At 37.2% G+C, this 25153-nt stretch carries 22 protein-coding genes; 12 read left to right on the forward strand and 10 right to left on the reverse strand.

Features of this window, described 5'->3' with window-relative positions; all coding sequences use genetic code 11:
- Nucleotides 1–107: 107 nt before the first annotated feature.
- Entirely contained in the window at nt 108–1007 is a 900-nt protein-coding gene (locus WCV66_RS26130) for a fumarylacetoacetate hydrolase family protein (protein WP_066336503.1), read from the reverse strand.
- A gap of 648 nt (nt 1008–1655) precedes the next feature.
- Here WCV66_RS26130 and WCV66_RS26135 point away from each other — a divergent pair.
- From WCV66_RS26135 to WCV66_RS26165, 7 genes are all read left to right on the forward strand, one after another.
- On the forward strand, nt 1656–1826 hold the full coding sequence (locus tag WCV66_RS26135; protein ID WP_083964717.1) for an aspartyl-phosphate phosphatase Spo0E family protein: 171 nt from the start codon (nt 1656–1658) through the stop codon (nt 1824–1826).
- Nucleotides 1827–2067: 241 nt separating this feature from the next.
- Nucleotides 2068–2289 (forward strand): spore germination protein, encoded by a 222-nt coding sequence (locus WCV66_RS26140; protein ID WP_066336505.1) that lies wholly within the window; start codon nt 2068–2070, stop codon nt 2287–2289.
- 12 nt (nt 2290–2301) lie between these two features.
- On the forward strand, nt 2302–2532 hold the full coding sequence (locus tag WCV66_RS26145; RefSeq protein WP_338787439.1) for a spore germination protein GerPB: 231 nt from the start codon (nt 2302–2304) through the stop codon (nt 2530–2532).
- Between the two features lie 188 nt (nt 2533–2720).
- A complete protein-coding gene (gene gerPC, locus WCV66_RS26150; protein ID WP_338787440.1) occupies nt 2721–3317 on the forward strand; it encodes a spore germination protein GerPC in 597 nt (198 codons plus the stop codon).
- A gap of 256 nt (nt 3318–3573) precedes the next feature.
- Nucleotides 3574–3750: a spore gernimation protein GerPD gene (locus WCV66_RS26155; protein ID WP_066336512.1), complete on the forward strand. Its 177-nt coding sequence runs from the start codon at nt 3574–3576 to the stop codon at nt 3748–3750.
- Nucleotides 3747–4112 carry a spore germination protein GerPE gene (locus tag WCV66_RS26160; RefSeq protein ID WP_066336514.1) on the forward strand — a complete coding sequence of 122 codons (366 nt, stop codon included), beginning with the start codon at nt 3747–3749 and terminating at the stop codon, nt 4110–4112. The genes WCV66_RS26155 and WCV66_RS26160 overlap by 4 nt, the downstream gene beginning before the upstream one ends.
- A 126-nt stretch (nt 4113–4238) precedes the next feature.
- Nucleotides 4239–4457, forward strand: a complete 219-nt coding sequence (locus tag WCV66_RS26165) for a spore germination protein (protein ID WP_066336516.1) — start codon at nt 4239–4241, stop codon at nt 4455–4457.
- A gap of 122 nt (nt 4458–4579) precedes the next feature.
- Here the strand turns inward: WCV66_RS26165 and WCV66_RS26170 are convergent, their stop codons facing one another.
- From WCV66_RS26170 to addB, 5 genes are all read right to left on the reverse strand, one after another.
- Entirely contained in the window at nt 4580–4891 is a 312-nt protein-coding gene (locus WCV66_RS26170) for an HNH endonuclease (RefSeq protein WP_338787441.1), read from the reverse strand.
- Between the two features lie 15 nt (nt 4892–4906).
- A complete protein-coding gene (locus WCV66_RS26175; protein ID WP_338787442.1) occupies nt 4907–8308 on the reverse strand; it encodes an AAA family ATPase in 3402 nt (1133 codons plus the stop codon).
- A complete protein-coding gene (locus WCV66_RS26180) occupies nt 8305–9486 on the reverse strand; it encodes an exonuclease SbcCD subunit D (RefSeq protein ID WP_338787443.1) in 1182 nt (393 codons plus the stop codon). Before WCV66_RS26180 ends, WCV66_RS26175 begins: the two co-directional genes overlap by 4 nt.
- Nucleotides 9487–9606: 120 nt before the next feature.
- Nucleotides 9607–13326, reverse strand: a complete 3720-nt coding sequence (gene addA / locus WCV66_RS26185) for a helicase-exonuclease AddAB subunit AddA (protein WP_338787444.1) — start codon at nt 13324–13326, stop codon at nt 9607–9609.
- Nucleotides 13319–16810, reverse strand: coding sequence for a helicase-exonuclease AddAB subunit AddB (addB, locus tag WCV66_RS26190; RefSeq protein ID WP_338787445.1), 3492 nt, complete (start codon nt 16808–16810; stop codon nt 13319–13321). Before addB ends, addA begins: the two co-directional genes overlap by 8 nt.
- Nucleotides 16811–17204: 394 nt before the next feature.
- Between addB and WCV66_RS26195 the strand changes: the two genes are divergently transcribed.
- Entirely contained in the window at nt 17205–18341 is a 1137-nt protein-coding gene (locus tag WCV66_RS26195) for an MFS transporter (protein WP_066336536.1), read from the forward strand.
- Between the two features lie 23 nt (nt 18342–18364).
- Here the strand turns inward: WCV66_RS26195 and WCV66_RS26200 are convergent, their stop codons facing one another.
- From WCV66_RS26200 to WCV66_RS26210, 3 genes are all read right to left on the reverse strand, one after another.
- A complete protein-coding gene (locus WCV66_RS26200; RefSeq protein WP_185653991.1) occupies nt 18365–19537 on the reverse strand; it encodes a thiolase family protein in 1173 nt (390 codons plus the stop codon).
- A gap of 273 nt (nt 19538–19810) precedes the next feature.
- Nucleotides 19811–20317 (reverse strand): signal peptidase I, encoded by a 507-nt coding sequence (gene lepB, locus WCV66_RS26205; protein WP_066336545.1) that lies wholly within the window; start codon nt 20315–20317, stop codon nt 19811–19813.
- Between the two features lie 18 nt (nt 20318–20335).
- Nucleotides 20336–20953, reverse strand: coding sequence for a TVP38/TMEM64 family protein (locus WCV66_RS26210; RefSeq protein WP_185653990.1), 618 nt, complete (start codon nt 20951–20953; stop codon nt 20336–20338).
- 143 nt (nt 20954–21096) lie between these two features.
- Here WCV66_RS26210 and WCV66_RS26215 point away from each other — a divergent pair, with 143 nt between their 5' ends.
- The 4 genes from WCV66_RS26215 (at nt 21097) to WCV66_RS26230 (ending at nt 24286) form a co-directional block, all read left to right on the forward strand.
- The gene (locus WCV66_RS26215) at nt 21097–21456 is read left to right on the forward strand and encodes a hypothetical protein (protein ID WP_066336549.1); all 360 of its coding nucleotides are present in this window, start codon (nt 21097–21099) and stop codon (nt 21454–21456) included.
- 571 nt (nt 21457–22027) lie between these two features.
- Complete coding sequence (locus WCV66_RS26220; protein WP_338787446.1) at nt 22028–22828, forward strand: amino acid ABC transporter substrate-binding protein; 801 nt, start codon at nt 22028–22030, stop codon at nt 22826–22828.
- Nucleotides 22829–22843: 15 nt separating this feature from the next.
- Nucleotides 22844–23527 carry an amino acid ABC transporter permease gene (locus tag WCV66_RS26225; RefSeq protein WP_066336563.1) on the forward strand — a complete coding sequence of 228 codons (684 nt, stop codon included), beginning with the start codon at nt 22844–22846 and terminating at the stop codon, nt 23525–23527.
- 12 nt (nt 23528–23539) lie between these two features.
- Entirely contained in the window at nt 23540–24286 is a 747-nt protein-coding gene (locus WCV66_RS26230) for an amino acid ABC transporter ATP-binding protein (protein WP_066336566.1), read from the forward strand.
- Between the two features lie 220 nt (nt 24287–24506).
- Here the strand turns inward: WCV66_RS26230 and WCV66_RS26235 are convergent, their stop codons facing one another.
- The gene (locus WCV66_RS26235; protein WP_066336569.1) at nt 24507–25082 is read right to left on the reverse strand and encodes a competence protein ComK; all 576 of its coding nucleotides are present in this window, start codon (nt 25080–25082) and stop codon (nt 24507–24509) included.
- Between the last annotated feature and the right edge of the window lie 71 nt (nt 25083–25153).

Consider the following 25153-nt stretch of genomic DNA (forward strand, 5'->3'; position numbering starts at 1 on the left):
ATGAAGCGGATATAACTAGTAATATTTAAGCTTGAAAAATACCATTTATTGTGAAAAGATTCAAAAAAAAAGAAGCCATCAATATAGCTTCTTCCAATAAACGACCTCTACATTATTCGATTCCTTAACTTTCCAATCCCTTCAATCTCAACCTCAACTGTATCACCTGGTTTCAAAAACTTAGGCGGATTAAATCCTTTCCCAACCCCTGCAGGAGTACCAGTTGCAATAATATCGCCAGGTTCTAGAGTTGTTCCTTGGGATAGTGTCGAAATGATATGTTCGATTGAAAAAATCATATCCTTTGTATGTCCATTTTGTCTTACTTCATCATTGACTCTAGTTGTAACAGTTAAATCATAAGGGTCTTCGATTGCAGATTTATGAACGATATAAGGACCAATTGGACATGAAGTATCTAAGCTTTTTCCTAGTAAAAATTGCTTGTGCTGATTTTGGAGATTTCTAGCTGTAATATCATTAACAATTGTGTAGCCAAATACGTAATCCATTGCAGCTTCTTCGGTTATTTGTTTACCCTTTTTTCCAATCACAACTGCAAGCTCACCTTCATAATCAAGCTCTTTTGTAAGATGTAAATGTGGATCAATTTTATCCTCATGTCCTATAACCGCAGTCGGGGCTTTAGAGAATAGCATGACGTGTTCTGGTACATCTGACTCGCTTCCCATTTCAATTGCATGGTCACGATAGTTTTTTCCTACACAAAAGATATTTTTAGTAGGTCTCGGGATAGGTGAATGTAGTTTCACATCGGTTATTTGGTATAGATAGCTTTCTGATCCCTCTTCAACATTTATTTTATCAACAATCTGCTTAACATCCTGAACAAACTTATCACCTAAGGGGATACAATCAAAAAGGGACTTCGGAAAGGATGTTAACTCAAAAATGTCTTTCTCTGCTTTTTTCAAATCAATGATTTTATCACCGTGTACAAGGCCAATAAACTGGTCATTATGTATTGTAGCTGTTACAAATTTCATAAAAAGCCTCCATTATAAAGATGATTTCTATTACTGGTTAATTTTGCATTTAGCTGATCATTAGGGATAGTAAGAATATTCGATAAGCACTCGCTTATTTCCTTTAGTAAAACATGATTATATTGGTCAAGGTGGATATAGGCATCAATCTTCTATGTTCCTCCTTATTTACTTGCTAAGAATATTATATTGTAAATCAAAAGCTTCATATAATGTGTTAGCTTTTAGTTTTTGGCTCTGTTAAACTTGATTGTTGATTTACGCTTTGGCGTTCGCTTTCCGAGGCAGTCCGGGAGCCTCCCCGCAGGAGTCTCACGCCTTCCGCTCCAATCAACAAGGTTCCAAAATCACTAGTGAGCTTTAACAGAGCCCAATTTTTAAGATCTAACAACTAATCCGTTAAGTTAATAACAAGTTACAAATAACCCCATTTACCTAATTTTAGAATTTTTTACTAATAATTTTTACTAGTTAAGCAAAAGTTTTCGTGTAATTCCTGTAGAATTTTGTATCTTTTTTTGTTATTTTAGCGAATATGATATTTTCTAAAAAATCCATTGTATAATAAGCTTGTCCCTATAAATAAGGGTTTTCATTACTTCGAAGACGTTAAAAAATTTAAATATTGAATAGAGATGGAGAAAGTTAATGGTTATTAATGAAATTGAATTAAAAAGAAAAGCATTAATTAAAACAGCAATGCAGTATGGCTTGAACTCTAATAAAACAATTGAATGCAGTCAAGAACTTGATATCTTACTGCTACAGGAAATTAAATGGAGCAAAGATATAACAAAACAAAAACAAGTTACTAACTAATTTTTCACCATGGTAGAAGCTACTTTAAAGTAAAGTAAAATAAAGTTAATAAAACTTGATAATTCATATTTTCTAACTTAACCTTTACGAATGCTCTTCTACTCATTTGAATCTTCTTACCGTAATCTGATTATTCCGCATTTATCACACATTTTTCTATTATTCATAAGGTATATAACATCAGTTCAAACACATTAAATTTTTTCCGTGTTTTGCCAAACTAGACAAAAGGATGTTCAAAATGCCAGCAATTGTAGGTGCCATTAAAGTAAATAGTGTAGGAACAAGTAGTATTGTTCATATTGGAGATGTAATTACTATTTCTCCATATAGTGAAGTTAAAACCTTTGCTGGTGCTGGCTCCTTTAACACCGGTGATGGACTTAACATTTACAATCAAAACTCAGTTACAAATACGTATGACAATGATGTAATCGATCAACCAATTGCAGGAAATCTATAGGGAGTGTTGACGATGAATTTCTATATAAATCAAACAATTTGTATTAATTATTTGCGGGTCGATGCTGTAAGCAATTCTTCTGTCCTACAAATAGGGAGTGCGGGAATCATTAAACCCCTATCAAACCTCTATAATACAGGTAGCTTTACAGAAGCAGCACCACAGATTGAGACAGCAGCGCCTACAGGAGTATCTGAAGCGGAAGGATCATTCGTTGTTCCTCTGACGTCACCGACAGCTTAATAAATCGAGACAAATCGAATATTTACGGCAGTTTCCACCCACCTTCGCTTCCTTGACCCACTTAAGCTAAAGGCAGGGGGGTGACTTCTTAGTTTGTGTGGAATAAATAGGCATTCACCTATCTCTTGTACCTTGCATATACATTAATTATCAACTATTGTGCGAAGAACTAGAGGTGGGTGATGAGTTTGTATTACGACACTATGAAATACTTACAGCAACTTCATCAATATATCCAACATCAGGATAATAGAATTCAACAATTAAATGAATTGCTAGAAAATATTAGGTCAGAGATTGACCAAATTAAAAATCAACCATACACAAATATTGAAAAAATAGAATATAAGTTTGACCAACTAAAGGTGGAACATCTTGATGGAACGTTGAATATCGGTTTAAATCCGACGAACCCTGAGCAAATTGATAACTTCGACGTTCAGCAAAAAGGGATGAATGTAAACGGGGTTCAACAACAATTACGAGAACAACTTCTTCAGCAATGTAGTGAAGAAATAAATCAGTTTTTAAATACGGATTGTGTCAGCCTTATCGAGCTAGCCGAGAAACAATATGATCTACGTATAGATGATCCTCACCGTAGACATATCATTGAGGATATACGAAAACAAATCGATAGCCGAATTCAATATTATATTAATGGTCAACCATTAACAGAACATGATTCCCTCTTAGATAAAAAACAAGAAATCCTGATACAAGTTAAAAAAGATGTAGAAAACTCAATTAATCACTTTTTAAATCATTTACCAAAAGATTCATAATAAGAAAAGCGTAAGCGCGTTGATCAGACTAAGGCAGGCATAAGCCACTCAGGAATAGAAGACGTTCTTTGTCTTCAATTCCTGAGTGGCTGTAGACCTGAGAGGGTCTAGGCGCTGGAGCTAGACACCAAAACTAAGTACAAAGTTTTAAACTTTCTTAACTAAGAACAAAAGCGCAAGCGCCCGTTTAGCAACGAGAAACAAGAGCACTCTGTATGAGTTTAAGATTAGTTTACTTTAAGGATGTGAATCACATATGAATTTCACAGTTGTTAATCACAATTTGCAGGTTGGTGCAGTTAAAATAGTCGGTGTCTCAAGTTCTTCAGTTTTTTTAATAGGTGATACAAACACAATTTCGCTTTCATCAGTATTTGATACACCGCCTGAATCAATGATTATTGGTGCTTATGTGCCACTGGCTCCACAATGATTAGTCGGTACTCTAACGTAAATACAGCGTATGTTAATTCAGTTGGAATTAGCTCTGTTATTAATATAGGAGATTCTATGGAAATAACTCCTTCTGTTAAAGTATTGGCTGTTCAACGGGAAGAAGAGCGGTATTACGGGTCAGAAGGCGACCTTTCCCAATATGAAATTTTTGAAGAAGAATTCCCTCAGCCTATCTTATATGAGCAAGTGACAACGAATTTTTTCCATAAAAACCCTAAAATCACAGTACACACAATAAATATTACCGCCATCTCAAGCTCAGCAGTTTTTCAGATCGGCTCAACAAAAGATATTGTGTGTGAAACTCGTACAAAACATATTCGTCATTTTAAAGATTGATTAGAAGGCTAAAGGCAAGGAACCCGCTTTATCAAGTTATCTTCTCCTTTTCAGTTAGATCACGAACAAACATGAAAATATATGCATAAAGTAAAGTACCATCGAAAACGAAAAGGATGTTTTTATATGCCCGCAATCGTAGGACCAATAAAGATTAATAGTGTAGGTGGCGGAGTTGTCAACTTCGGAGATTCCTTTTATCTATCTCCAAAAAGCCAGTCAAAAAGTGCCTCTGGCTCTGGAGGAGGAAGCACAGGAGATTTTCATATTATTAACAACGGTATAAGTGCAACAAATATGATTGATCCTGATGTTACAGATCAAAATATGGTAGCGAATAATTAAGTGAATAACATGAAAGCAGGAGTGATATTCTCCTGCTTTTTATATTTAAAATTCCCCAATTAACTCATTATCTTTTTCTTCAGAATAAGAAAAGATCTAGCATTCATATGCTAGACCTTTCCTTACAAGTAACGACCTTTTCGCTTTCGTTCATTTGATTTTTTCGTCTTAACTAATTTGCTTGCTGGCTGTTTTCTAATCCATTTTACATAGCTTTTTAGTTTTTCATTATGCTTCAACTCTTCTATCGTGGATAACCTTGCTGCTAGTTCTTCATTTGTGTAAACTGCATGTATTTGCTTATGACATGGAATGCACAACTTTGCTGTTGGGAGGAATGTGCCACCCATTTCTTTTGGGGTTAAATGATGGATCGTTGTTTCAACTTCTTTTCTGCTACATAATTCACATGTTCCAATTTCTTTTTTCGCCACGATCTCTACCCTTACCTATAAAGATTCTAAATAGACAGTTGACCCTTTCCCTGATGGTTCAGCAGGTTCTACAATGAGCTTTCTTGGTAATCTTGCCCGAAGTTCTCCAACATGGCTAATGACTCCGACGGATAGGTTTTGAGCTTGGAGTTTTTCAAGCGCCGTCACAACCGTATCGAGAAGATCTACATCTAAAGTTCCGAAACCTTCGTCAAGGAAGAAGAATTGCAACGGATATTCACCTCGCAGTTGAATTTGCGTCGATAATGATAGAGCTAATGCAAGTGATGTTAAAAAGGTTTCCCCACCAGAAAGTGTTGATACAGGCCTTCTAACGCCTCCATTTGCATCATCTCTCATAATAAATCCACCTTGAGAGTCTACTTCAATTGCATATCTGCCACGTGTTAGCTGCCTTAATCGTTCAGAGGCATCACGGCTTACTTGCTGAAGCTGTTCTTCGGCTACATATTCAACAAAGGTATTTCCCTTAAATACAGATTGGAGCTTTTCAAGCTTTTGTAGCATGTCATCAAGCCCTTTTTGCTCATTTTCAATTACCATGAAACGCTCATGTTTCTCCACTAGCATTTGCAGTGTATTGTTAGCAGCACCCTTGCTGGCAACTGCTTCGTCAACCTGATCTTTCACTTCAGCCTTTATTTGTTGAATTTGCTCCCATTCCGCTAATGATAGCTGTTTACCCGAAAGCTTTTCTTCAATACGATGTAAGTCTGTGTAAAGCTGCTTGATTTTATCCATATAGAACTCTATTTTCGCCTTCATTTGCTGTTTTTTATCAGCTGGCAAAACGGCAGCGAGCGTTTCTTCAATTGTCTTAAAAGAGGTTTCTTCACTGGCTGTAATCCATTTTCGCTCTGCTTTTGCAAGCTTAAGAGTTGTTTGATCATATGACTTTTCAATAGCCACAAGCTGACTTTGAAGCTGGTGCAGTTGATTAGACTTCTGCTGCCATGATTGATACAACTCGTTTTCTCTTTCAATTAATTGCTTTAATTGTGTCTCTGTTTCTTCAATTAGCTGACTAATTTGTTTATTTCCCTCAACTTCTTTTAGCTTTTCTTGTTTCTCAGCGATTAACTGTCCACGATTTTTCATCTCAGCAAGTAATTCTATTTCTTGCTCTGTTAGTTTTTGATTTTGTCTCTCCTGCTCTTTTACCATCTCTTCTTGCTCTTCAATAAATGAAATACTTTTTTGAATACGTTCATTTAATTGCTCAAAAGCTTCGTCTTTATCTACTATTTCTTTTTGAAGCTGTTCTAGCCTATCTAAAGGCATTGAGGAGAAACGTTCAGAATAAGATGATAACTCCTGATCATACTTTTGTTGATATGATTGTTGTTTGCGGGACCATTCATTTGCATCCTGTGTTGCTGATGATATAAAATCAGACCGTCTAATCTCTTCCTGCTGTAGCTCGCGTACCTGTTTCATTAGCTTATCTAAAGTATTTTTTATTTGTAAATAATCCTGATCGATCGCTTTAAACCCAGCATGGAATCTACTGTATCCTTGTTCATGAGTCAGCTCTTGACCGATCGTTATGACTCTATCTATATTAGTTTCGTCTATTTGCTTGAGCTCACGAAGAAACGGAAAATCTGAGACTACTTGTTGTGATAAACTTTCGAGCTTGATCTTTAGTGCATGACTCTCCTGACTTAGGCTTTGTAAACGATCAAGCTGGTCCCTTATCAAATCTGATTGTTTTTCAACTTCAGCAGGATTCACTTCATCAAGATGAACAGGACTTGGGTGGCTACTTGATCCACATACTGGACATGGCTCGCCATCACTCAACTGCTTAACAAGCTCTTGGGCCAGCTTTTGACTCTTCGCTTTTTCCTCCTTAGCTAACAAAACATCAAATTGTTCTTTTACAGAATGAATATATGTTGCATGCTCTCTTTCTCTCTCAGAAACGAGAAAATATAGCTGGTTTAAGCTGACAAATTGCCCTTGAAGCTGTGTTTTGCTATTGGTTACCTGTTCGGTAATAAGGTTGAGCTTTTGCTTTTCCTGATCGATCGCTGTTAGTTTGTTGTTTACTAGTTCCATCGTTTCCATTAAGATCTGCTGTGATTGCTTAACTTTATGTTTTGCTTCTAGGGCTCCCCGAACATGTTCTCGTTCTTTTGCTGTAATTGTTTTTGTTTTTTGTTCTTCTTTTAATACCTGCTGCTTAGCCATAGCCTTTTCAACAAAATGCTGTGCTTTCTTTAATAGAGCATTGCTTATTTCACGTTGTTCCTGAAGTTCACTCTTTTTATGTTGAAACTCCCTTAATAGCTTTTGATCATGCTTCATATCTTCTTCTACTTTTTGCAAATGAAGAAGTTTTTCACGTTTAGTAACTAAACGTGGCTCCTGATCTGCTTTGTTCTTACGAATTTCTTCATAGGAACGACTGATGGTTTCATACTGTTCCTTTATTTCAAGAAACTGTTTTTTTGCTGTAGCAAGATTGATTTCAGCCTCTTGTTTCTCTTGCTTAAGTGCTTGTAAAGACTCTGCATAAGGTTGTAATTCTTTAGCCTCTTCGGCCTCTTTCAACTGATCTTGCAAGTTTTTAATAGAATCTTCTTCTGCTTCTATTCTTATTTTTTCTTTTTCAATATCAGCCCTTTGCTGTTGAAGCTGCCAAATCCCTTGCTTTTCCTCATAGTCTTTCATGACAATTTCTAATTCTGTACTTCGTTTTTGCAAAAGCAATTCGGCTGCTTTAAGTCGTTCTTCAGCCTCTTTCACTGCTTCAGATGAGGCATCCCCTAAGCCTGTCTTCTCTGCTTCTAGCTCATTGCGTTTTATTTTCGTTGTTGTTAATCTCTTTTTCAATTTTTTCATTAACTGATCGCCATATTGCTCTAGATGAAATAAGCGTTGAAGCATTTGTCTTCTTTCTGCACCCTTTAATGACAGGAACTCAGCAAATTTACCTTGTGGAAGAACAACGGCACGAGTAAAATCATCAATTGTTAAACCAAGTAATCCATATACTTGTTCATTCACATCTACCGCCTTATCGGCAAGGACAATTTTCTCTTCACCAGCTTCAATTAAACGGCAAATCGCAGTTTTCACCCTTATTTCATCTGTTCGTTTAAATACACGTTCCACTGTATATTGTTTCTTAGCAGAGGCGTTCTCAAGTTCGAAGGTGAAGGAAACAGTAAGCTGATCTTCTGCATGGTTTAATATCCCATGCGTATTATTCATCGCTCGTTCCACTTTTCCGTATAACGCTAATGTCATCGCATCTAAAATGGAAGATTTTCCACTTCCTGTCGGACCAAAAATCCCGAAGATTCCTCCATCACATAACGAATCAAAATTAATAATCTGTTTTTCTCTGAAACTATGCAACCCAGAAACAGTTAGCTGTAACGGCCTCATTCTTCATCACCTTCCTCAAGATCATCATCCTGTTGGACTAGCTCTAAGAATAGTTTGACTAACTCCTGCTCTGGCTTTGCTCCGCCTGTTTGCTTTTCATAAAACTGTGAAAATAATTGATCAATCGGTAAATTGGCTTGCCTTGTCGTAGCAACCTCCAACTCTTGCTGAAAAACAGGGCGAATATGAATAAAGCCTGGATGCCATTTTCGCAAACGATGAATCTCTTCGATCGATAGAGTTGTAGTTAGATGAATTTCTAAATCAATCCATGCCGAAGAATCACGACCTTCCTCTAACCAGCTGTGAACCTGACTTATCCCTTCATTCGCTTTCCATTTCACAAGCGATTTTCCAGAGGATAACGGAATTTCCTTCATGACAACCGGCTGATTTGGTTCAGCATCTAAAATTGTTACTGACTTCGCATAGCCTATTTCTGAAAAACTATAGGCAAGCGGTGAACCTGAATATCTCGTTAATGTACTCGCTCGGTTTATGTTTTGGGGACGATGCAAATGCCCTAACGCAACATATTGTGCTGCTTCAGGCATACTTGTTGCTGCAACTGTATACGCTCCACCAACCTCGATCGGACGTTCAGAATCAGATGAGCTCCCTCCAGCAACATGAATGTGACTCATTGCCATATTTACCGTATCTGGCTGGAATTGTTTGCTCATAATCGAAAAAAGCTCTCTAATTCTTTCATCATATTTATTTCTTAACAGCACTTCATCATGTGCTTCTGAAAGTACTTGCTCAAGTCTCGCTTCAGATGGATACGCTAATGCAGCAACCATCATTTGTTGTTGCACACGTGGCACATCAATTTTTAGAACCTCGTGACTTGGATATCCGATTAAATGGATTGAATGATTACCTGCTAATGGCGATGCTGCTGATAGGCGATCAGGATTATCATGATTTCCAGCAATTACAATGATCGGACGTTTTCCGTAATCAGATAATCGTGATAGTCCATCGTAAAACAGTTGCTCCGCTGCGGCTGGTGGATTAACTGTATCGAACGCATCACCAGCCATTAAAACAGCATCCACTTTTTCCTCTTCGACAATCTTAACAAGCTCATCGATAAATTGTGCTTGCTCTGCTAAGCGACTGCGACCTTCTAGTGACCGACCTAGGTGCCAATCTGCTGTATGCAATATTCGCATTCGTTCTACATCCTTTCAAATTGAAATGTGCAAGCACTTGACTACCCTCAGGAAATTATACACTTCAAAATAGAAGGCTTTTATGCCTTCTATTTTTATCTAATCTTCCTAATAACGTTTTTACATCTCGATTACATATCCGCCATCAAAGAAAAATAAATATTTTTCAGTAAGAGGTCGGTGAATAATGTCCTCAATTGCTTTTGTATATAAATCAATTTGAACACGATAACGATCTTTTAGTACCTGTTCTGCATCAGCAATACCGTTAGGAAAAAGACCTTTGATTGTATCTGTCTTATAATCCAAAAGTACAGTACCTTCCTCATCCTCAAATAAACAATCAATCACACCTTGTACTAAGACAGGCTCATTTTCCATATCATCATACAGCTGCTCCGCTTCGAGCGCGTAACTAAATGGTACTTCGCGATAGACCTTTTTAGCATGAAGGAGTCTTGCTCCAATAGGTGAAGAGAAAAACTCAACAATTTGAGAAATATTAATAACCTCAGCTAATTCCTTTGTAAGAACTTCTTTACTAACTAGCTCTTGAACTTTATCTATCACATCATCTTTCCTAATCGGCTCACTAAGCGTCAAATGCTGCATAACTGTGTGCATTGCTGTTCCGCGTTCAGCTGCTGAAATTGACTTGCTTTGCATAAAGCTTGGTCGATTATATAAAAGGGCTTGCGATGCCTGCTTCCTAATCAGCTGCTGATCACTATATTCATCTTGAATTTCTCTTTGTCTTTTTAATTCGGATACTGATTGCTTTGATCGATTTCGTGTGGCAGATTTGTAAGGATAGACCCATGTTAATTGATCATTCACCTGTTGCTTTTGTTCACTTTCGATTGCTACTGTTTCACCTTCACTAATTGCCGCTAGAATATCTTGATTAAACTTCTGCTCAGCCTCAAAGGTTTCTTGAAGCTCCTCACTTTTCACGGATTCAATTGTCCATTTTGAAGGATGCTTTGTGATTTCGTCACTTATAGACATTTGCCCATCACTAAGGATTACACAATCTTGATGACGAATTAATGCAGGTCCGATCCAGTCTAAGTAGGTTTTCGCTTTCGCACGTTCGAAGTCTGGTAATAACCACTCTGAATGAGAGAGGTGATTTCGCCAATTAGCAATCGATTTATCAGGATCCTTCAACGTTCCAAGTAAATAAAGCTTCTCTTTTGCCCTCGTCAAAGCAACATATAGCACACGCATTTCTTCTGCGAGAAGTTCCATTCGCATTTTCTTTTTAAGGGCGATATAAGGCAATGTTGGGTAGCTTACACGTAATTTTGAATTGATCAATTTTGTGCCAAATCCTAGTTCCTTATCAAGCAAGTATTTTTTATTAAGATCCATCATATTAAACTGCTTCGAGAGCCCTGCGATAAAAACGATAGGGAACTCTAGACCTTTACTGCTATGAATGGTCATTAACCTGACAACATCCTCCTGCTCGCCAAGGGCACGGGCTGCACCAAGGTCATCACCACGCTCTTGCATTCGTTCAATAAAGCGTAAAAACCTGAATAAGCCTCTAAACGATGTTGCTTCATATTGACGTGCACGATCATATAGCGCACGTAAATTTGCTTGACGCTGTTTACCACCAGGCATTCCACCAACAAAATCAAAAAACTTTGTATCACGATATAGCTGCCATATTAAGTCTGATACAGATCCTTGTCTTGCTTGCTCACGCCAGCCTTGTAAAAGCTCTACAAACGAGCTTAGTTTAATGAAAAGGTTTTGATTCTCTATTGAACCTTTTTCTAATAAAGCTTTAACAGCATCAAAATACGTTCCTTTTTTATCAAAAGTACGTATGTGTGCTAGCTCGTTTGCATCTAAACCAACAACTGGAGATCGCAACACTGATGCTAATGGAATGTCCTGGAAAGGATTATCAATTACTTTTAACAACGATAGCATAATCGCTACCTCTGTCGCTTCAAAATAGCCATTTGAAAGATTCGCATAGACAGGTATTCCCGCCTGTTTAAACTCTTCCATAATTTGCGGTGCCCATGGCATCGAGCGAAGAAGAATTACAATGTCGCGATATGTTACAGCACGAGTACCATCGATACCACGATCATAAATTTGGAACTGTTGATCGATAAGTGACTTTATTTTTTTTGCCATAAGTCTTGCTTCAAGCTGAACGGTCTCTAGTTCTTGTTCGTCAAAAACTCCTGTTTCTTCATCTTGTTCAGCATCTTCACCATTTCCTCGTTCAATTAACAAAAGCTCTGTTTTCATAAGTTCACTTTCAGGATATGTCGCGCCTAGTTTTAACTCTGCATCATGATCGTAAACAATCTCTCCAACCTTCTCACCCATGATTTGTTTAAATAAATAGTTTGTTCCATCAAGTACTTCTGTTCTGCTTCGGAAATTTTTCGATAAATCAATCCGCATCCCTGTTTGTTCTGCTGTTTGTGTAAATCGCTTGTACTTGCTTAAAAATAAAAACGGCTCAGCTAGGCGGAAGCGATAGATTGATTGCTTTACATCGCCAACCATAAATAAATTCCCTGTTGCTTCTTCATCCTTTGTTACTAACTTTAAAATCGATTCTTGAACAAGGTTTGTATCCTGATATTCATCCACTAATACTTCAACAAACTGTTGTTTATAAAATAATGCCGCTTCACTTGGCCCATTTTCTTCTGTTTGTAAAATTTGTAGGCAATAATGCTCTAAATCTGCAAAATCTACAATACCTTTTTCTTTTTTCATGCCTTCATAAAGGTCAGCGAATTGTTTCACAAGAGAAACAAGCTTTGTGACAACCGGCTTTAATTGATCAAAGTCTTGTAAGTAATTCTTAAGTGTTCGTGAAAACATTTCATCGCGCAGCTGCTCAATTTGTTTCTTTGCAGCATTTCGTAACGATGTCACTTGATCTGTTAAGGCTTTATCATATTGATCACCTTTAACCGTTTTTGCACGAGATAATTTAAACGTCTTAATTTGCTCACTAAGTTCATCCCATGAATTTTTCAATCTCAACAACTCTGAAACTTGTTTTAAATCATCAACTAGGTTTTCTGCACGAGGTGCGGGACCTGCCGGACGTTTTGTTAGCTCCATTGCCTGTTCAAGCTGATCCATTGCACCTAATAGCTGCATTTCAATATCCTGCAGCAAATATTGAACAAAGGGTAATGACTCAATATCCTCTGCATTTTCAAGATCATACATAGATGTGAGCTGATCTAGCCACAAACTTGGTGTCGGATGCGATCTAGAAAAAAAGTAAAGCTCTCGAATTAATGTTTGCAGCTCAATATCATTTCGATCAGATGTATAACGATCAACAAGGTCAAAAAACTCTACATTGTCCTCACGACTATACTCCTCCTCAAACATCTCATCAAGAACTTCATCAATCAGTAATTGGCCTTCGGTTTGATCAGCTATTCGAAAGCTAGGATCAATATTGATTAAATAATAATACTTCCTTACTACCTGCAAACAGAAGGAATGCAACGTCGAGATCGATGCCTTGTTTAATAATGTTAGCTGTCTACGTAAATGGAGAGAGGATGGATTTTCCTTTAATGCTTTTTCTAACGCTTCTCCGATACGGCTTCTCATTTCAGCTGCAGACGCATTTGTAAACGTCACAACGAGTAAAGCATCGACATCTACGGGATTTTCTTTTGAAAGTATTTTTCTAATGATCCGCTCAACTAAAACGGCCGTTTTCCCAGAACCCGCAGCTGCAGCGACTAAAATGTCCTGTCCACTTGCAACAATCGCCTTCCACTGATCATCTGTCCATTGACTATTTTCAGGCTTTGAAATGATCTCACTCATCACCTCTTACCTCCTCTCTCATACGTTTTAACACCTCTTCATTTTTTTCACTTTTTAATACTCTAAAATTATTTTCTTGTAGTGATTCATCAAATTGACAAACCGATTTATATTCACAGAACGTGCATGGCATTTTGTCCTTTAGCTTATACGGACTAATATCAATGATTCCGTCCGTGATATTCGTGCCGATTCTTTCAAATGAAGAGCGGACATGATTTCTTAACAAATCGAATTCATCTTCACTGGCTACACTCGAATTTGCCCGGAATCCACCTTCTTTTTTCAAGCCTGCTGCGATAATATTTGATGTACTTCCTTCACTTAGACTGTTGTCCATTAAACGGACTGCTTCCTCGTCTCCAAGCAATAACCCCTTCATTTTAAACTTTTTAAAAATCTCATCATCAAGCTTGTCCTCTGACAACATTGTATTTGCCTGAATCATCGGATCATGCACATGGAAATATAAAACACCAGCAGGGGTCGCTTTTTCTCCAAGCCACATACTTGAATTAGAGATAATGACGTCTAAATAAGTAAGCATTTGTAGGGCTAATCCGTAATATACCTCAGTTAGTTGAACATTTTTATCACTAGATTTATAGTCAACGATACGCAGCAGGACACCGTTTGATCCTGTTGCTTTGTCCACTCGGTCAATCCTACCAGCTACCTCCATCGTACAGCCATTTGGAAGAGTAAAACGAATTGGTGGAAGCTCGCCCCCCTTCCCAAATGCAAGCTCTAAGCCAACAGGTGTAAAGCCACTAGCCTTTGCGTGTTCACTTAAAATAGCTGAAGCGCGAGCAAGAATTTTTTGCAGCTTATGTTTAATATAATGAAATCGATTTGAACTAAGTAAGATCTCTCTTTGCAAGCGCGGGGCAAGTTTTTCAACTGCATCATTTGATAACCGCTCACATTGATCCTTCGTTAGCTCCTTCCAGTCTAGGTTTAACTGCTGTAATCGATCAGATATTAGCTTTAACGCCGAGTGGAACATTTGCCCGATATCAGGTGCTTCTAGCTTGAAAAATTTTCTCTCTTTCAGCTTTAAGCCGTGTGAGGCAAAGTGTGAAAATGCGCAGCTATTAAATTGCTCCATTCGTGAGACACTTCCTTGAATATGCTCACCATATAGCTCACGGCTTACGGATGTTTCTAATTGCTCTGGCTTATTTTGATAGGATAGACTGCTTAATACCCTTTTGGTTAGCAGTTGATATTCCGATGTTATAAAGTGATTATAGGCATCCCACCAAATTGGATGAACTGGATACCCGCGCTTCCATGATTGTAGCTGTGACGTAATATAGGATAAGGTTACATTCTTATTCACAATAAATGAAAGCTGCTCTTCTAAAGATAGCTGTTCAGGCTCATTTAAAAGTCGTTGTTTTTCAACCTTTGGAAACATCTCTTCAATCCGTTTAACAATAACAGAAGGAAGCAATGCTTTACCCTCATCATCTGCCATTGGATAAGATAAATAAAGATGTTCAGATGGACTAGACAAAGCCATATAAATTGTAAAGTTCTCATCAAGAAGCTGCTGTCTTGCTGTTGGCGCAAGATTTATGCCTTGAAAATGCAGTGCTTCACGGTCATCCTCTGTTAAAATCCCTTCCTCTTTCGGTCTTGCCGGAATCACACCGTCATTTACTCCTACGATAAATGAGCACTTCACATGGAAGAATCTAGATTTTTCAAGATCAGCAATTAATACTTGATCAATTGCTGGTGGGACTAATGAAAACTTCATAGATTCAAGCCCTGTTTCAAGAATTTCAGCAAACAATTTCAAGGAAACATTTTCATCTGAAAGCATTTCAACAAATTCATCTAATAAGTTGATCACTGCCTGCCAAACTTGATCATGCTCCCTCGCCTCTAATAAAAGGCCCTTTTCTTCAGCGTTAATACGAAGACTTTCTATTTTTTCAGGTATTTGTAATTCTTCTAAATAAAGATACAAGCTTTGAGCAAGATCCCTTCCTGTTTTGCTGCGTTTTATTCTTTTTTGTAAAGCTAAGATCGGCTTAACAACAATAGAACGAAGTTGGTTAAGCTTGTCCTCCATCTGCTTTTCTTCATCTGTCACAACAAAGTCATCGTCAAGTGAATAAAATCGTCGATAGTGCCATTTTTCATCCTTTGTCCACTTAGAACCTTGAATACCATATGATAAACAATAGTTTTCTAATAAGTCCATTTCCTCACGCATTACTTGCCTTTTCATCTCAAATGGAAATAGCAACTCTGTTTTTACAGCTCGGAAAACCGCCTCATGACGCCAATGCCCATTAATGATCTCTAAAGTAGAACGAATGAATTCAACTAATGGATGGTTAAGCATAGATCGCTTTTGATCGATAAAAAACGGTATCTCATAATCACGAAATACTTGTTCAATCACGTCACGATAATCGTTTGCATTGCGGATAAGTAATGCTAGATCACGATAACGATAGCTTCCCTGTCTGATGAGTGTATGAATTTGTCGAGCAATCCCTTCTACTTCTGAACGACGATTTGCCGCTTGAAAGATTGTCAAGCTAGGTTTTTTTTCATAAACACTAGTTGGTCTAGTATCATAAAATTTCTCTAAATGCCCGAGAGAGAGATTACCAGTAAATCGATGCTGCTCTCGCAATACGATTGGCTCGTCAACTTCTTTCCCTTCTTCTAAAGCAGCTTTTAGAATTTTATTGTAAGTTTTTCCAGTCATTTGAAATAAATGTAACTCATGAGGTAAATGCTCTTCATATGGCTTATCAGCTGTAAGGGCTATTTTCACATTTGCTGCATTTTTCATTAAAGCTGCAACAACCTCGTATTCCTGAAGAGTAAAGCTATGAAAACCATCAATATAAATATCTGCTGATCGCAAATAGTCTGACTCCTGTACCTTTTCAGCAAGCAAGTGTAAATAATCCTCTGAGTCTACATATTGATTACTAAGTTCAATTTCTAACTGTTTATAAAGTAATGCCATATCATGAAGCTTGTCTGTTAATGACTTTTTATCTAATTCCGTTGTAGCACCTGCCAAGTATTCATCTAACTCTTGTGGTGATAAACAATAACGTTTAAATTCAGTCAGCATAGCTTCAAGTTGCTGGATAAATCCGTTCTTATCACTAGCCTTCGTGAACACTTTAAATTCCTGCTTATATTGTTCAACTAGCTTTCGTAACATCATCTGAATGCCTGTGCTTGAAAGATGATGACGAGTCATGCCACCTGTTTCCTGGAGAATTCTCCATGCTAACCGACTAAAACTAAACGTTTGCGCACGGATCATTCCACCTAAATTCGGTGTCTTTATTAATTCATACTCTGCCCCAAACGTCATTTGATCTGGTACAAGGTAAATGATTGGACGGCCGATTGGTTCTTCAAATAGCTTGTTTCTTATTTCATTTAAGATGGCTTCAGTTTTCCCGCTCCCTGAACGCCCTAGAATAAATTGAATGCTCACGTTTATTCCCCACTAACGTTTTATATTTAGGCGCTGTTAAACTTGGTTGTTGATATACGCTTTGGCGTTCGCTTTTTGCGAGCGGTCCGGGAGCCTCCTCAGTGCTTTGCACCTGCAGGGTATCCCTTGGACTCGCACTCTAAGCAGGAGTCTCACGTATCCGTTCCAATCAACAAGTGCAAAAATCAACAGTGCGCTTTAACAGAACCTATATTAAAAAAGAAATACCACAACTAAAATAGTGTGGCAACAATGTGTGATTTATTTCTACATCTTTATTTATATTTTACTTTACTTTTAAGCGAAATTCTATTTATAGGACATGCCAAGTTTTGTATGGATAAAACACAGATTCTTTAAAATAAACATAATGATATAGGAGGAGGTGAGTTTCATGAAAAATCGAGCCATTGACTTGTTTATGTGGATTGCAGCGACTAGTGTGGCAAGCAATATTTATTTGCTCATTCCAATTTACTCAGCTGTTGCAGAAGGATTATCAATTACATATGAAGAGGTTATATTTTCAAGTACATTATTTACATTTTGTTACGCTCTAGGTCTTTTAAGCTTTGGTCCTATTTCTGAATACTTCTCAAAGAAGAGAGTGTTATTTTTCGGAATGCTTGCTTCTAGCCTCTTAACATTTGTTATTACTTTTTCCAATTCATTATTAAGCTTTTATCTTATAAGAAGTTTCCAAGGCTATGTATTAGGTAGTTTCGCACCCGTTGCCTATGCATATTGCTTTGATGTATTTCATGCAAACCGCAGATCCTTTGTCATTGCAGTTATCAACATGGGATTTTTAATGGCGGGTATCCTTGGTCAGCTAATCAGTTCTTCTTTGGTAGCTGCTTATGATTGGAGAGGGATTTTTTATTTTCTTGGTTGTATTTATATTCTTCTAGCTTTTAGCACATTATTTACACTCCCTTCGGTTCCCCACTCTTTTACCAAGAGCTCTTCAAAAGAAACGTCTATTTTTTCTAGCAAACTGCTACAGCCCTCCATTATTTTAGGATTATCCATCACCTTTGTTACTTTAATGTCCTTTGTTGCATTTTATGATGAATTAGCCCAGCACTATACCGGGGAAGAAGAAGCACTTTTTTATAGTAGATGTATAGGTTTGGTTGGGACACCCCTATCCTTATTATGCGGAAACTGGCTAAAAAAGCATAAAGCTAAAAAGATGCTTCTTATCTGCTTGTCTATTATTATCATTTCACTTTTATTGATGTTACTAACAAATAATCTTGTTATGATCACTTTACTGTCTACCTTATATGTATCGGCTATCGCTGTCTTCATCCCTTCTCTTATTACATTTATTGGAGAAGCGGCTGCTAAAAAACGAGCGGCTGCAATCTCTCTATACTCCTTTACATTACTAATAGGGGCAAGTCTCGGGCCAATCGTTGCAAATGTTTTATCCTTCCAAAGCGTCATTTCTTTATTTTCCATTTTATTTGGATTGGCTTTTATCTTACTTTTATTTACTAAAAATCATCTAATACAAAGAGGCTGACATGAACGCCAGCCTTATGTTTCCTACCCTCTTTCAACAAACAAAGCGACACCAATCCCTCCACCAACACAAAGGGAAGCAAGGCCTTTTTTCACATTTTGTCGTTTCATTTCATGTAAAAGACTTACAACAATTCGGGATCCTGTACAACCAATTGGATGCCCTAGACTGATACCACTACCATTCACATTGACCTTTTCTCGATTTAAATTCAACTGTTTTTCAACAGCTAAATACTGTGCGGCAAAGGCCTCATTGATTTCAATTACGTCCAAATCATCAATCGTCCAATTTAACGAATTTAGCCCCTTTTGAATTGCAGGAACAGGGCCAATCCCCATAACCTTTGGATCGACTCCAGCAACTGAATAATTTGAAATCTTCGCTAAAATAGGCAATCCTCTATTTTCTGCCTCTTCTCTCGCCATTAACACTAGCGCTGCTGCCCCGTCATTTAGAGATGAAGCATTTCCTGCTGTAACGGTTCCATTTTCTTTAAAAATAGTAGGTAATGATGCAAGCTTTTCACTCGTTACCTTTCTAGGACCTTCATCTTGAGAAACAATTACCTCTCCCTTTCTAGATCTTACTGTAATCGGGAGAATTTCTTCTGTAAAGTTTCCATTATTAATTGCAGCTAACGCACGATTTTGACTTGTTAAAGCAAGTTCATCTTGCTCTTCTCTCGAAATCGTAAATTCCTCTGCAACATTTTCCGCTGTTTCACCCATCATAATATGATGGATCGGATCTTCCAATATTTCCCATACACTATCAGTTACCTGTCCATGCTGAAGCCGAGAGCCAAAACGGTGCTGCTTAAGTAAATAAGGACTTGAACTCATTGCTTCCACTCCACCCGCGATCACGATATTGGAGTGGCCAGTTTGAATTTGCATTGCAGCAGATATGATTGCTTGTAGTCCTGATGCACATTGTCTTTGGATGGTGTAACCTGTTGTTTTGTCAGGAAAATCCGCTAAAAGCGCTGACGTACGTGCAGTATTTGGTTCATCTGTTCGTTGAATACAATGACCTAGAATAACTTCCTCTACCTCTTGCTTTTTTAGCTTACTTCTTTTAACAACCTCATCTAATACAGGTACCACTAATTGAGAAGGCAACAACTCCTTGAAAGCGCCACCAAATAAGCCGATAGGTGTCCTTACCGCAGCCGTTATGACAACCTCACGCATTTCCCATCCCCCTTATTAAACTCACTATTAATGATAAGAGCTCGTAATTTCATTATAGTATAATTATTTGAAATTATTGCAAAAATTAGCTTTATTTCGGGGACTTATCTTCGATTCCTGGAATTTATCTTCGATTTTTGAAATTTATCTTCGATTTTTCACTTTTATCAACTATTAGACGTAATTCGACAAAATAATCACTCAAAAAAGTGCTAACCCAAAGAGTGAAAACTTCTCCAAATTCCAGAAGTTAGCCCTATTGTGAGTTAGCAACTATTTTCGATCTCCAACTGTCCCGATCAAATTATCCATTTCCACTAAACCAAAATGACGACTATCTCGACTTTGAAGGCGATTATCTCCAATAACAAACATATACCCTTTAGGAATTCTTGTTTTATCTGTAATTTCTTCAAGCGTAAAGTTTCCTGTTTGCTTCGTTACTTCGGGATTCTCCTTCGTTGGTAAAAAAGGCTCATTAACCGCCTTTCCATTTACATAAAGCTGATCGTCCTTGTAATAAAGTTCATCACCAGGTAAGCCGATCACCCTTTTAACATAAATTTTTTCACTATTAGGTGGATGAAAAACAACAACATCAAACCGATCAAGTGAATTAAAATAAATTCCCAACTTATTTATTGAAAGCAACCTTCCTTCCTCATACGTCGGTTGCATTGAAACTCCCTCTACTTTATATTCCACAAAGATAAGGTTCTTTAATATAATAGCCATTAAACAAATTCCTACTGTTGTAAAAGCTATTCCCCGCTTTTTCATGATAACCCCCTACAACGATTAATCGCCTCTTTTTTTTACTGTCATCGATACATTTAAGCGCCTTTCGACTCTTTTACCAATAAACCATAATAAAAAAATGACAATTGCTACAATAATGGATCTTGTTGGCTGTGTAATAAGTGCATGTAAATCCTGACCGATAAAACTCACCATAAAAATCATGACAAACTTTCCAGATAAAACCGCTAAAATAAATTGCCAATGACTTATACGTGAAAGTCCTGCAACAACATTAATTGCCGCAGATGGCGTAAATGGAAAACACAAAATGAGAAATAACGGGCTAAAACCTCTCCGTTCAATCCAAGTTAACAATTTTTTTATCGCCTTTTTCTCTTGTAAGCGTTTAAAAAATCTCCACTCGCCAAGCTTTCTCATCATAATAAATACTATAATAGCACCAGAACAAGCTCCAATCCAAGATAAAAAAAATCCCATCCAAAGACCAAACGAATTAACGTTTGCAACAATGAATACAACAAGCGGTAAAAACGGAAAAAAAGCCTCTAACATTGGTAATAATATCGCAAAAAACGGACCGAACGACCGATACGTTTCAAATAGCTCCATTAATTGTTTTAAAGAAAAAAAATCCTGTAGTGTCTCCGGGCTCATATTATACTCCTCTGATAAATCCTTTGGTATCTATTTTACACATTTATGTCAAAACTTGAAAGATCAAGGTACACTTGCGAAGTTTAATTTAATCGTGTATGATAATTACGAACAAATGTTCTGTTTGAGAAAGGAGCATTTCTGTGACCAGAATACCGAAAGACATTCGAGCTACAATTGAACAATCCATCTATATACCGATGGTTGTTTCGATCTTAAACCGTGACCTAACAGTGATCGAAAAAAGTCCATTCAAACTACATCGGCCTTATTTAGCACTGGTTGAAGAATCACTAAAACTTGCACAAAAAGATTTGGCTGTAATTAGACAAGAGCTTCATAGACGAAATATAAAAGTACATGAAGTTGAACGAGATGAGGCTTTTACACTTTATTCCTTCCTCTACAATGGCTATGAAGAAAAACACAATTATTTTAATCCAAGAATACGTAACAAAGTATGTGAACTAATAGAAATATATTTATTTAAGCCACAAAAATAGCCCTACTTCATCCATTCCCACTTTATTAGGGATTTAAAAGAAGAAATTGATTATTTAATTGCTACTTGTCTATGCAATGGAAATAAAAGAGACACCTCACTATATTTTAGCAGGTGTTTCCCCCTTACTTTCTTATGTCCAATCAAAAACTCTTATAATGAACCTGATGGAGTACCAAAGCAGCCTAAACGGAAACAAAATAATTTCAGGAAAGTAAAATAACGCTTCTGTGAGAAAATCAGTAAACGTAAACCTCCCATCCTTCTTTTTTATCTTTCTTTTCTGTTTATATTTCTCTCTCCGTTTATGAAAAGACATGATTTGCCTTCTCCCTTCGTATCTTTTTCTAACCCTGCATAATCTTTAACATTCTGCAAAAAATAAAAAAGCATTCTAATTTAATATTTATACGAATCACTTACATATTTTGTTTCATTATTATCTTTCTAATGTATTAAGGCATTTTGATTTTCAACTATGAGAAACAACTTAATTGACAACGCTCCTTTTGTTGATTATTCTAGAAAAGTTATTTTTAATAAAACCTATAAACTTACTGGGGGATAACAGCATGAAAAAAACATACATTTCATTCCTGACAATTCTATTTGTTCTCGTTCTATCCGCATGTGGTGCTCAAAAAGATGAGAATACCACTGGGGATACCGCTTCCCTTTACGATCAAATAAAGGAAAAAGGTGAGATTACAATCGGAACAGAGGGAACATATGCACCATTTACATTCCATGACAAATCAGATAAATTAACCGGCTTTGATATCGAAATAGCTGAAGAAGTATTCAAGCGACTTGAGATAAAACCTACTTTTATTGAAACAAAATGGGACGGGATGATTGCTGGTCTTGATGCTAAACGTTATGACCTTGTTGCTAACCAGGTAGCCATTCGTCCGGAACGTTTAGAAAAATATGATATGTCTGAGCCATATATTGTGTCAAAAGCAGTACTAGTTGTTCATGAAGAAAACAACGAGATTAAAAGCTTAGAGGATTTAAACGGGAAAAAAGTTGGACAATCTCTTGATAGCAACTACCGAAAAATTGCAGAAGAACATGGTGCAACAAATACAGTTGTAGATGGCTTTAACCAAGCAATCGATCTAATTGTTTCAAAGCGTATTGATGGAACAATTAATGACAGCCTTTCTTACCTTGATTTAAAAAAGCAACGACCTGATCTTCCTATTAAAACAGTATATGAGGAGCCAGATGCAACTAGTAATGCTTTCCTTTTCCGCAAAGGTAGTGATGAATTAGTTGAGGCAGTCAATGGGGCACTTGCAGATATGAAAGAAGATGGTACGTACTTAAAGATTTCCGAAAAATGGTTCGGAACTGATGTATCTAAGTAAAGGAATTGATGTGTAATGTTTGCAGATGAACGAACAGAAAGAATTATAGGAATCCTCAGTGATTCCTTTTTTCCTATTTTAAAGGCCGGTTTATATTTTACCATTCCATTAACATTAATTGCATTTGTATTAGGTCTTATACTGGCATTTCTAACAGCTCTTGCTCGTCTTTCAGGATTTAAGCCTTTGGTGGTTCTAGCAAAATTATATGTATGGATATTTAGGGGAACGCCTTTGCTAGTTCAATTATTTATTCTGTTTTACGGATTGCCGAGTCTTGGAATAACACTAGATCCTTTTCCTGCTGCTGTCATTGGCTTTACTTTAAATAAGGGTGCTTACAGCTCTGAAATTATCCGAGCAGCCATTCTTTCAATTCAAAAAGGCCAATGGGAAGCAGCCTTCTCAATTGGAATGACAAAGTCACAAGCAATGAGAAGAGTCATCCTTCCACAAGCTGTCCGGGTAAGCATACCACCACTTGGGAATTCCTTTATTAGTCTTGTGAAGGATACATCACTTGCAGCAACAATTACTGTTACAGAGCTTTTTCAAAAAGGCCAGCAAATTGCAGCTGTAACGTATGAACCGTTATGGCTTTATATAGAAGTAGCCTTTATTTATTTAATGTTCAGTACGGTTCTCTCATATGCGCAATCAAAACTTGAACATCGCTATGATCGAACAGTTGCTAAGTAATGGAGGTTTACAATGATTCACATACAAAATCTTTTCAAAAAATTCAATGATTTAGAAGTGTTAAAAGGAATAGATTTAACAGTAGAAAAAGGTAACACAGCAGTTATTATCGGCCCATCAGGCTCTGGAAAAACAACTTTCCTTCGGTGCTTAAACCTCCTTGAACTGCCTGAAAAAGGCTCAATATCCTTAGGAGAAAAAGAAATCGAGTTTAACGAAAAGAAGCGACTTTCCTCTTCACAGATTACTTCCTTTCGAAAACAAACTGGCATGGTCTTTCAAAATTATAACCTCTTTCCGCATTTTACGGCTCTGGAAAATGTCATGGAAGGGCAAATCACAGTATTAAAAAGATCAAAAGACGAGGCTCGAAAAAAATCACTTCAACTTTTAGAGAAAGTTGGGCTCAAAGACCGATCTGATATGTATCCACACCAATTATCGGGAGGACAGCAACAACGTGTTGGTATTGCTAGAGCCATGGCAATGGATCCAAATGTGCTACTCTTCGACGAACCTACATCCGCTCTCGACCCAGAGCTAGTTGGAGAAGTCCTTAAGGTAATGAAGGAGTTATCAGAAGAAGGGATGACGATGGTCGTTGTCACTCATGAAATGCAATTCGCACGAGATGTAGCTGATCAAGTCATTTTTATGGACAATGGAGTTGTCGTCGAAAAGGGCACTCCTGATAAAGTGTTCGGTAACACACAAAACCCGCGCACACTGCAATTTTTGAACAAAGTCAATGCTAGGTAATAAGAAAAGCGTAAGCGCCTTGTTCAGCCCCGACAAGCATAAGACGCAAATGAATAGAAGACGTTCTTTGTCTTCAATTCATTTGTGGCTTATGACCTCGAGGGGCTAGGCGCTGGAGCTAGACACCGAAACTGAGTAAAAAAAATTATTAATTCTAATACGAGACAAAGGCTATCCAACAACTGGATAGCCTTTGTTCTGAATTAATAATCATTCAATTTCACCAAGAGAAACGATCCAATTCCCTTATCATCTGTTCATAAATAGCATTCTTCTCTTTCTCATCTTTTGGAATGAGAAACATGTTCAATTTTCGTTGCTCTAATTCAATTCGTGATGATATCATTGTGCGAAGCTGTGCTGTGCGATAGTATTGGTTTTTAAATGATCCAATAGACATTGGTAGAGTGATTTGTTTATCATTTGAAAAGGTTACAATCGTATTATCATGTTCTACTTTTGCGCTATTTTTTATAAAATAATGTGAAAGCCATGCACATTGTGGTCTCGTTGAGGATGTAGTCGGGAAAAAGTAAATCGAATTTGCTGGGTCAATAACGATAGGTGATTTATGGGTAATTCCCATTAGGTTTTTGGTCCCATCCTTTCTTCCAGAGTAACTGCTTCCGAAATATCGACAGCTTTGATCAATTACTTCCATTGGACGTTTTTCGACAACAAACTCTTCCTCATACTCAAGGATTCTAGTACTCATCTTGTTTGAATCAGGTAAAATAGCCATTGTAAAACGATTGATAATGTAATCCTCTACAGTCTTTTTCGTTGCAATCATCATCAGTCACCTCTTCTAATTATTAGGTAATATATCCCATACCAAATCTAGCATGTACAAAAATGAATTTCTAT

Origin of the sequence: Metabacillus rhizosphaerae (genome assembly GCF_037201795.1) — a bacterium.
Classification (GTDB): domain Bacteria; phylum Bacillota; class Bacilli; order Bacillales; family Bacillaceae; genus Metabacillus; species Metabacillus rhizosphaerae.

What these genes read in the sequence shown, in the direction of transcription:
- WCV66_RS26130 (WP_066336503.1), bottom strand. Translation starts at nt 1,007, where the DNA reads ATGAAATTTGTAACAGCTACAATACATAATGACCAGTTTATTGGCCTT.
- WCV66_RS26135 (WP_083964717.1), top strand. Translation starts at nt 1,656, where the DNA reads ATGGTTATTAATGAAATTGAATTAAAAAGAAAAGCATTAATTAAAACA.
- WCV66_RS26180 (WP_338787443.1), bottom strand. Translation starts at nt 9,486, where the DNA reads ATGCGAATATTGCATACAGCAGATTGGCACCTAGGTCGGTCACTAGAA.
- WCV66_RS26175 (WP_338787442.1), bottom strand. Translation starts at nt 8,308, where the DNA reads ATGAGGCCGTTACAGCTAACTGTTTCTGGGTTGCATAGTTTCAGAGAA.
- WCV66_RS26160 (WP_066336514.1), top strand. Translation starts at nt 3,747, where the DNA reads ATGATTAGTCGGTACTCTAACGTAAATACAGCGTATGTTAATTCAGTT.
- lepB (WP_066336545.1), bottom strand. Translation starts at nt 20,317, where the DNA reads ATGAAAAAGCGGGGAATAGCTTTTACAACAGTAGGAATTTGTTTAATG.
- addA (WP_338787444.1), bottom strand. Translation starts at nt 13,326, where the DNA reads ATGAGTGAGATCATTTCAAAGCCTGAAAATAGTCAATGGACAGATGAT.
- WCV66_RS26165 (WP_066336516.1), top strand. Translation starts at nt 4,239, where the DNA reads ATGCCCGCAATCGTAGGACCAATAAAGATTAATAGTGTAGGTGGCGGA.
- WCV66_RS26195 (WP_066336536.1), top strand. Translation starts at nt 17,205, where the DNA reads ATGAAAAATCGAGCCATTGACTTGTTTATGTGGATTGCAGCGACTAGT.
- WCV66_RS26210 (WP_185653990.1), bottom strand. Translation starts at nt 20,953, where the DNA reads ATGAGCCCGGAGACACTACAGGATTTTTTTTCTTTAAAACAATTAATG.
- WCV66_RS26235 (WP_066336569.1), bottom strand. Translation starts at nt 25,082, where the DNA reads ATGATGATTGCAACGAAAAAGACTGTAGAGGATTACATTATCAATCGT.
- WCV66_RS26145 (WP_338787439.1), top strand. Translation starts at nt 2,302, where the DNA reads ATGAATTTCTATATAAATCAAACAATTTGTATTAATTATTTGCGGGTC.
- WCV66_RS26220 (WP_338787446.1), top strand. Translation starts at nt 22,028, where the DNA reads ATGAAAAAAACATACATTTCATTCCTGACAATTCTATTTGTTCTCGTT.
- WCV66_RS26200 (WP_185653991.1), bottom strand. Translation starts at nt 19,537, where the DNA reads ATGCGTGAGGTTGTCATAACGGCTGCGGTAAGGACACCTATCGGCTTA.
- WCV66_RS26230 (WP_066336566.1), top strand. Translation starts at nt 23,540, where the DNA reads ATGATTCACATACAAAATCTTTTCAAAAAATTCAATGATTTAGAAGTG.
- WCV66_RS26155 (WP_066336512.1), top strand. Translation starts at nt 3,574, where the DNA reads ATGAATTTCACAGTTGTTAATCACAATTTGCAGGTTGGTGCAGTTAAA.
- WCV66_RS26225 (WP_066336563.1), top strand. Translation starts at nt 22,844, where the DNA reads ATGTTTGCAGATGAACGAACAGAAAGAATTATAGGAATCCTCAGTGAT.
- WCV66_RS26140 (WP_066336505.1), top strand. Translation starts at nt 2,068, where the DNA reads ATGCCAGCAATTGTAGGTGCCATTAAAGTAAATAGTGTAGGAACAAGT.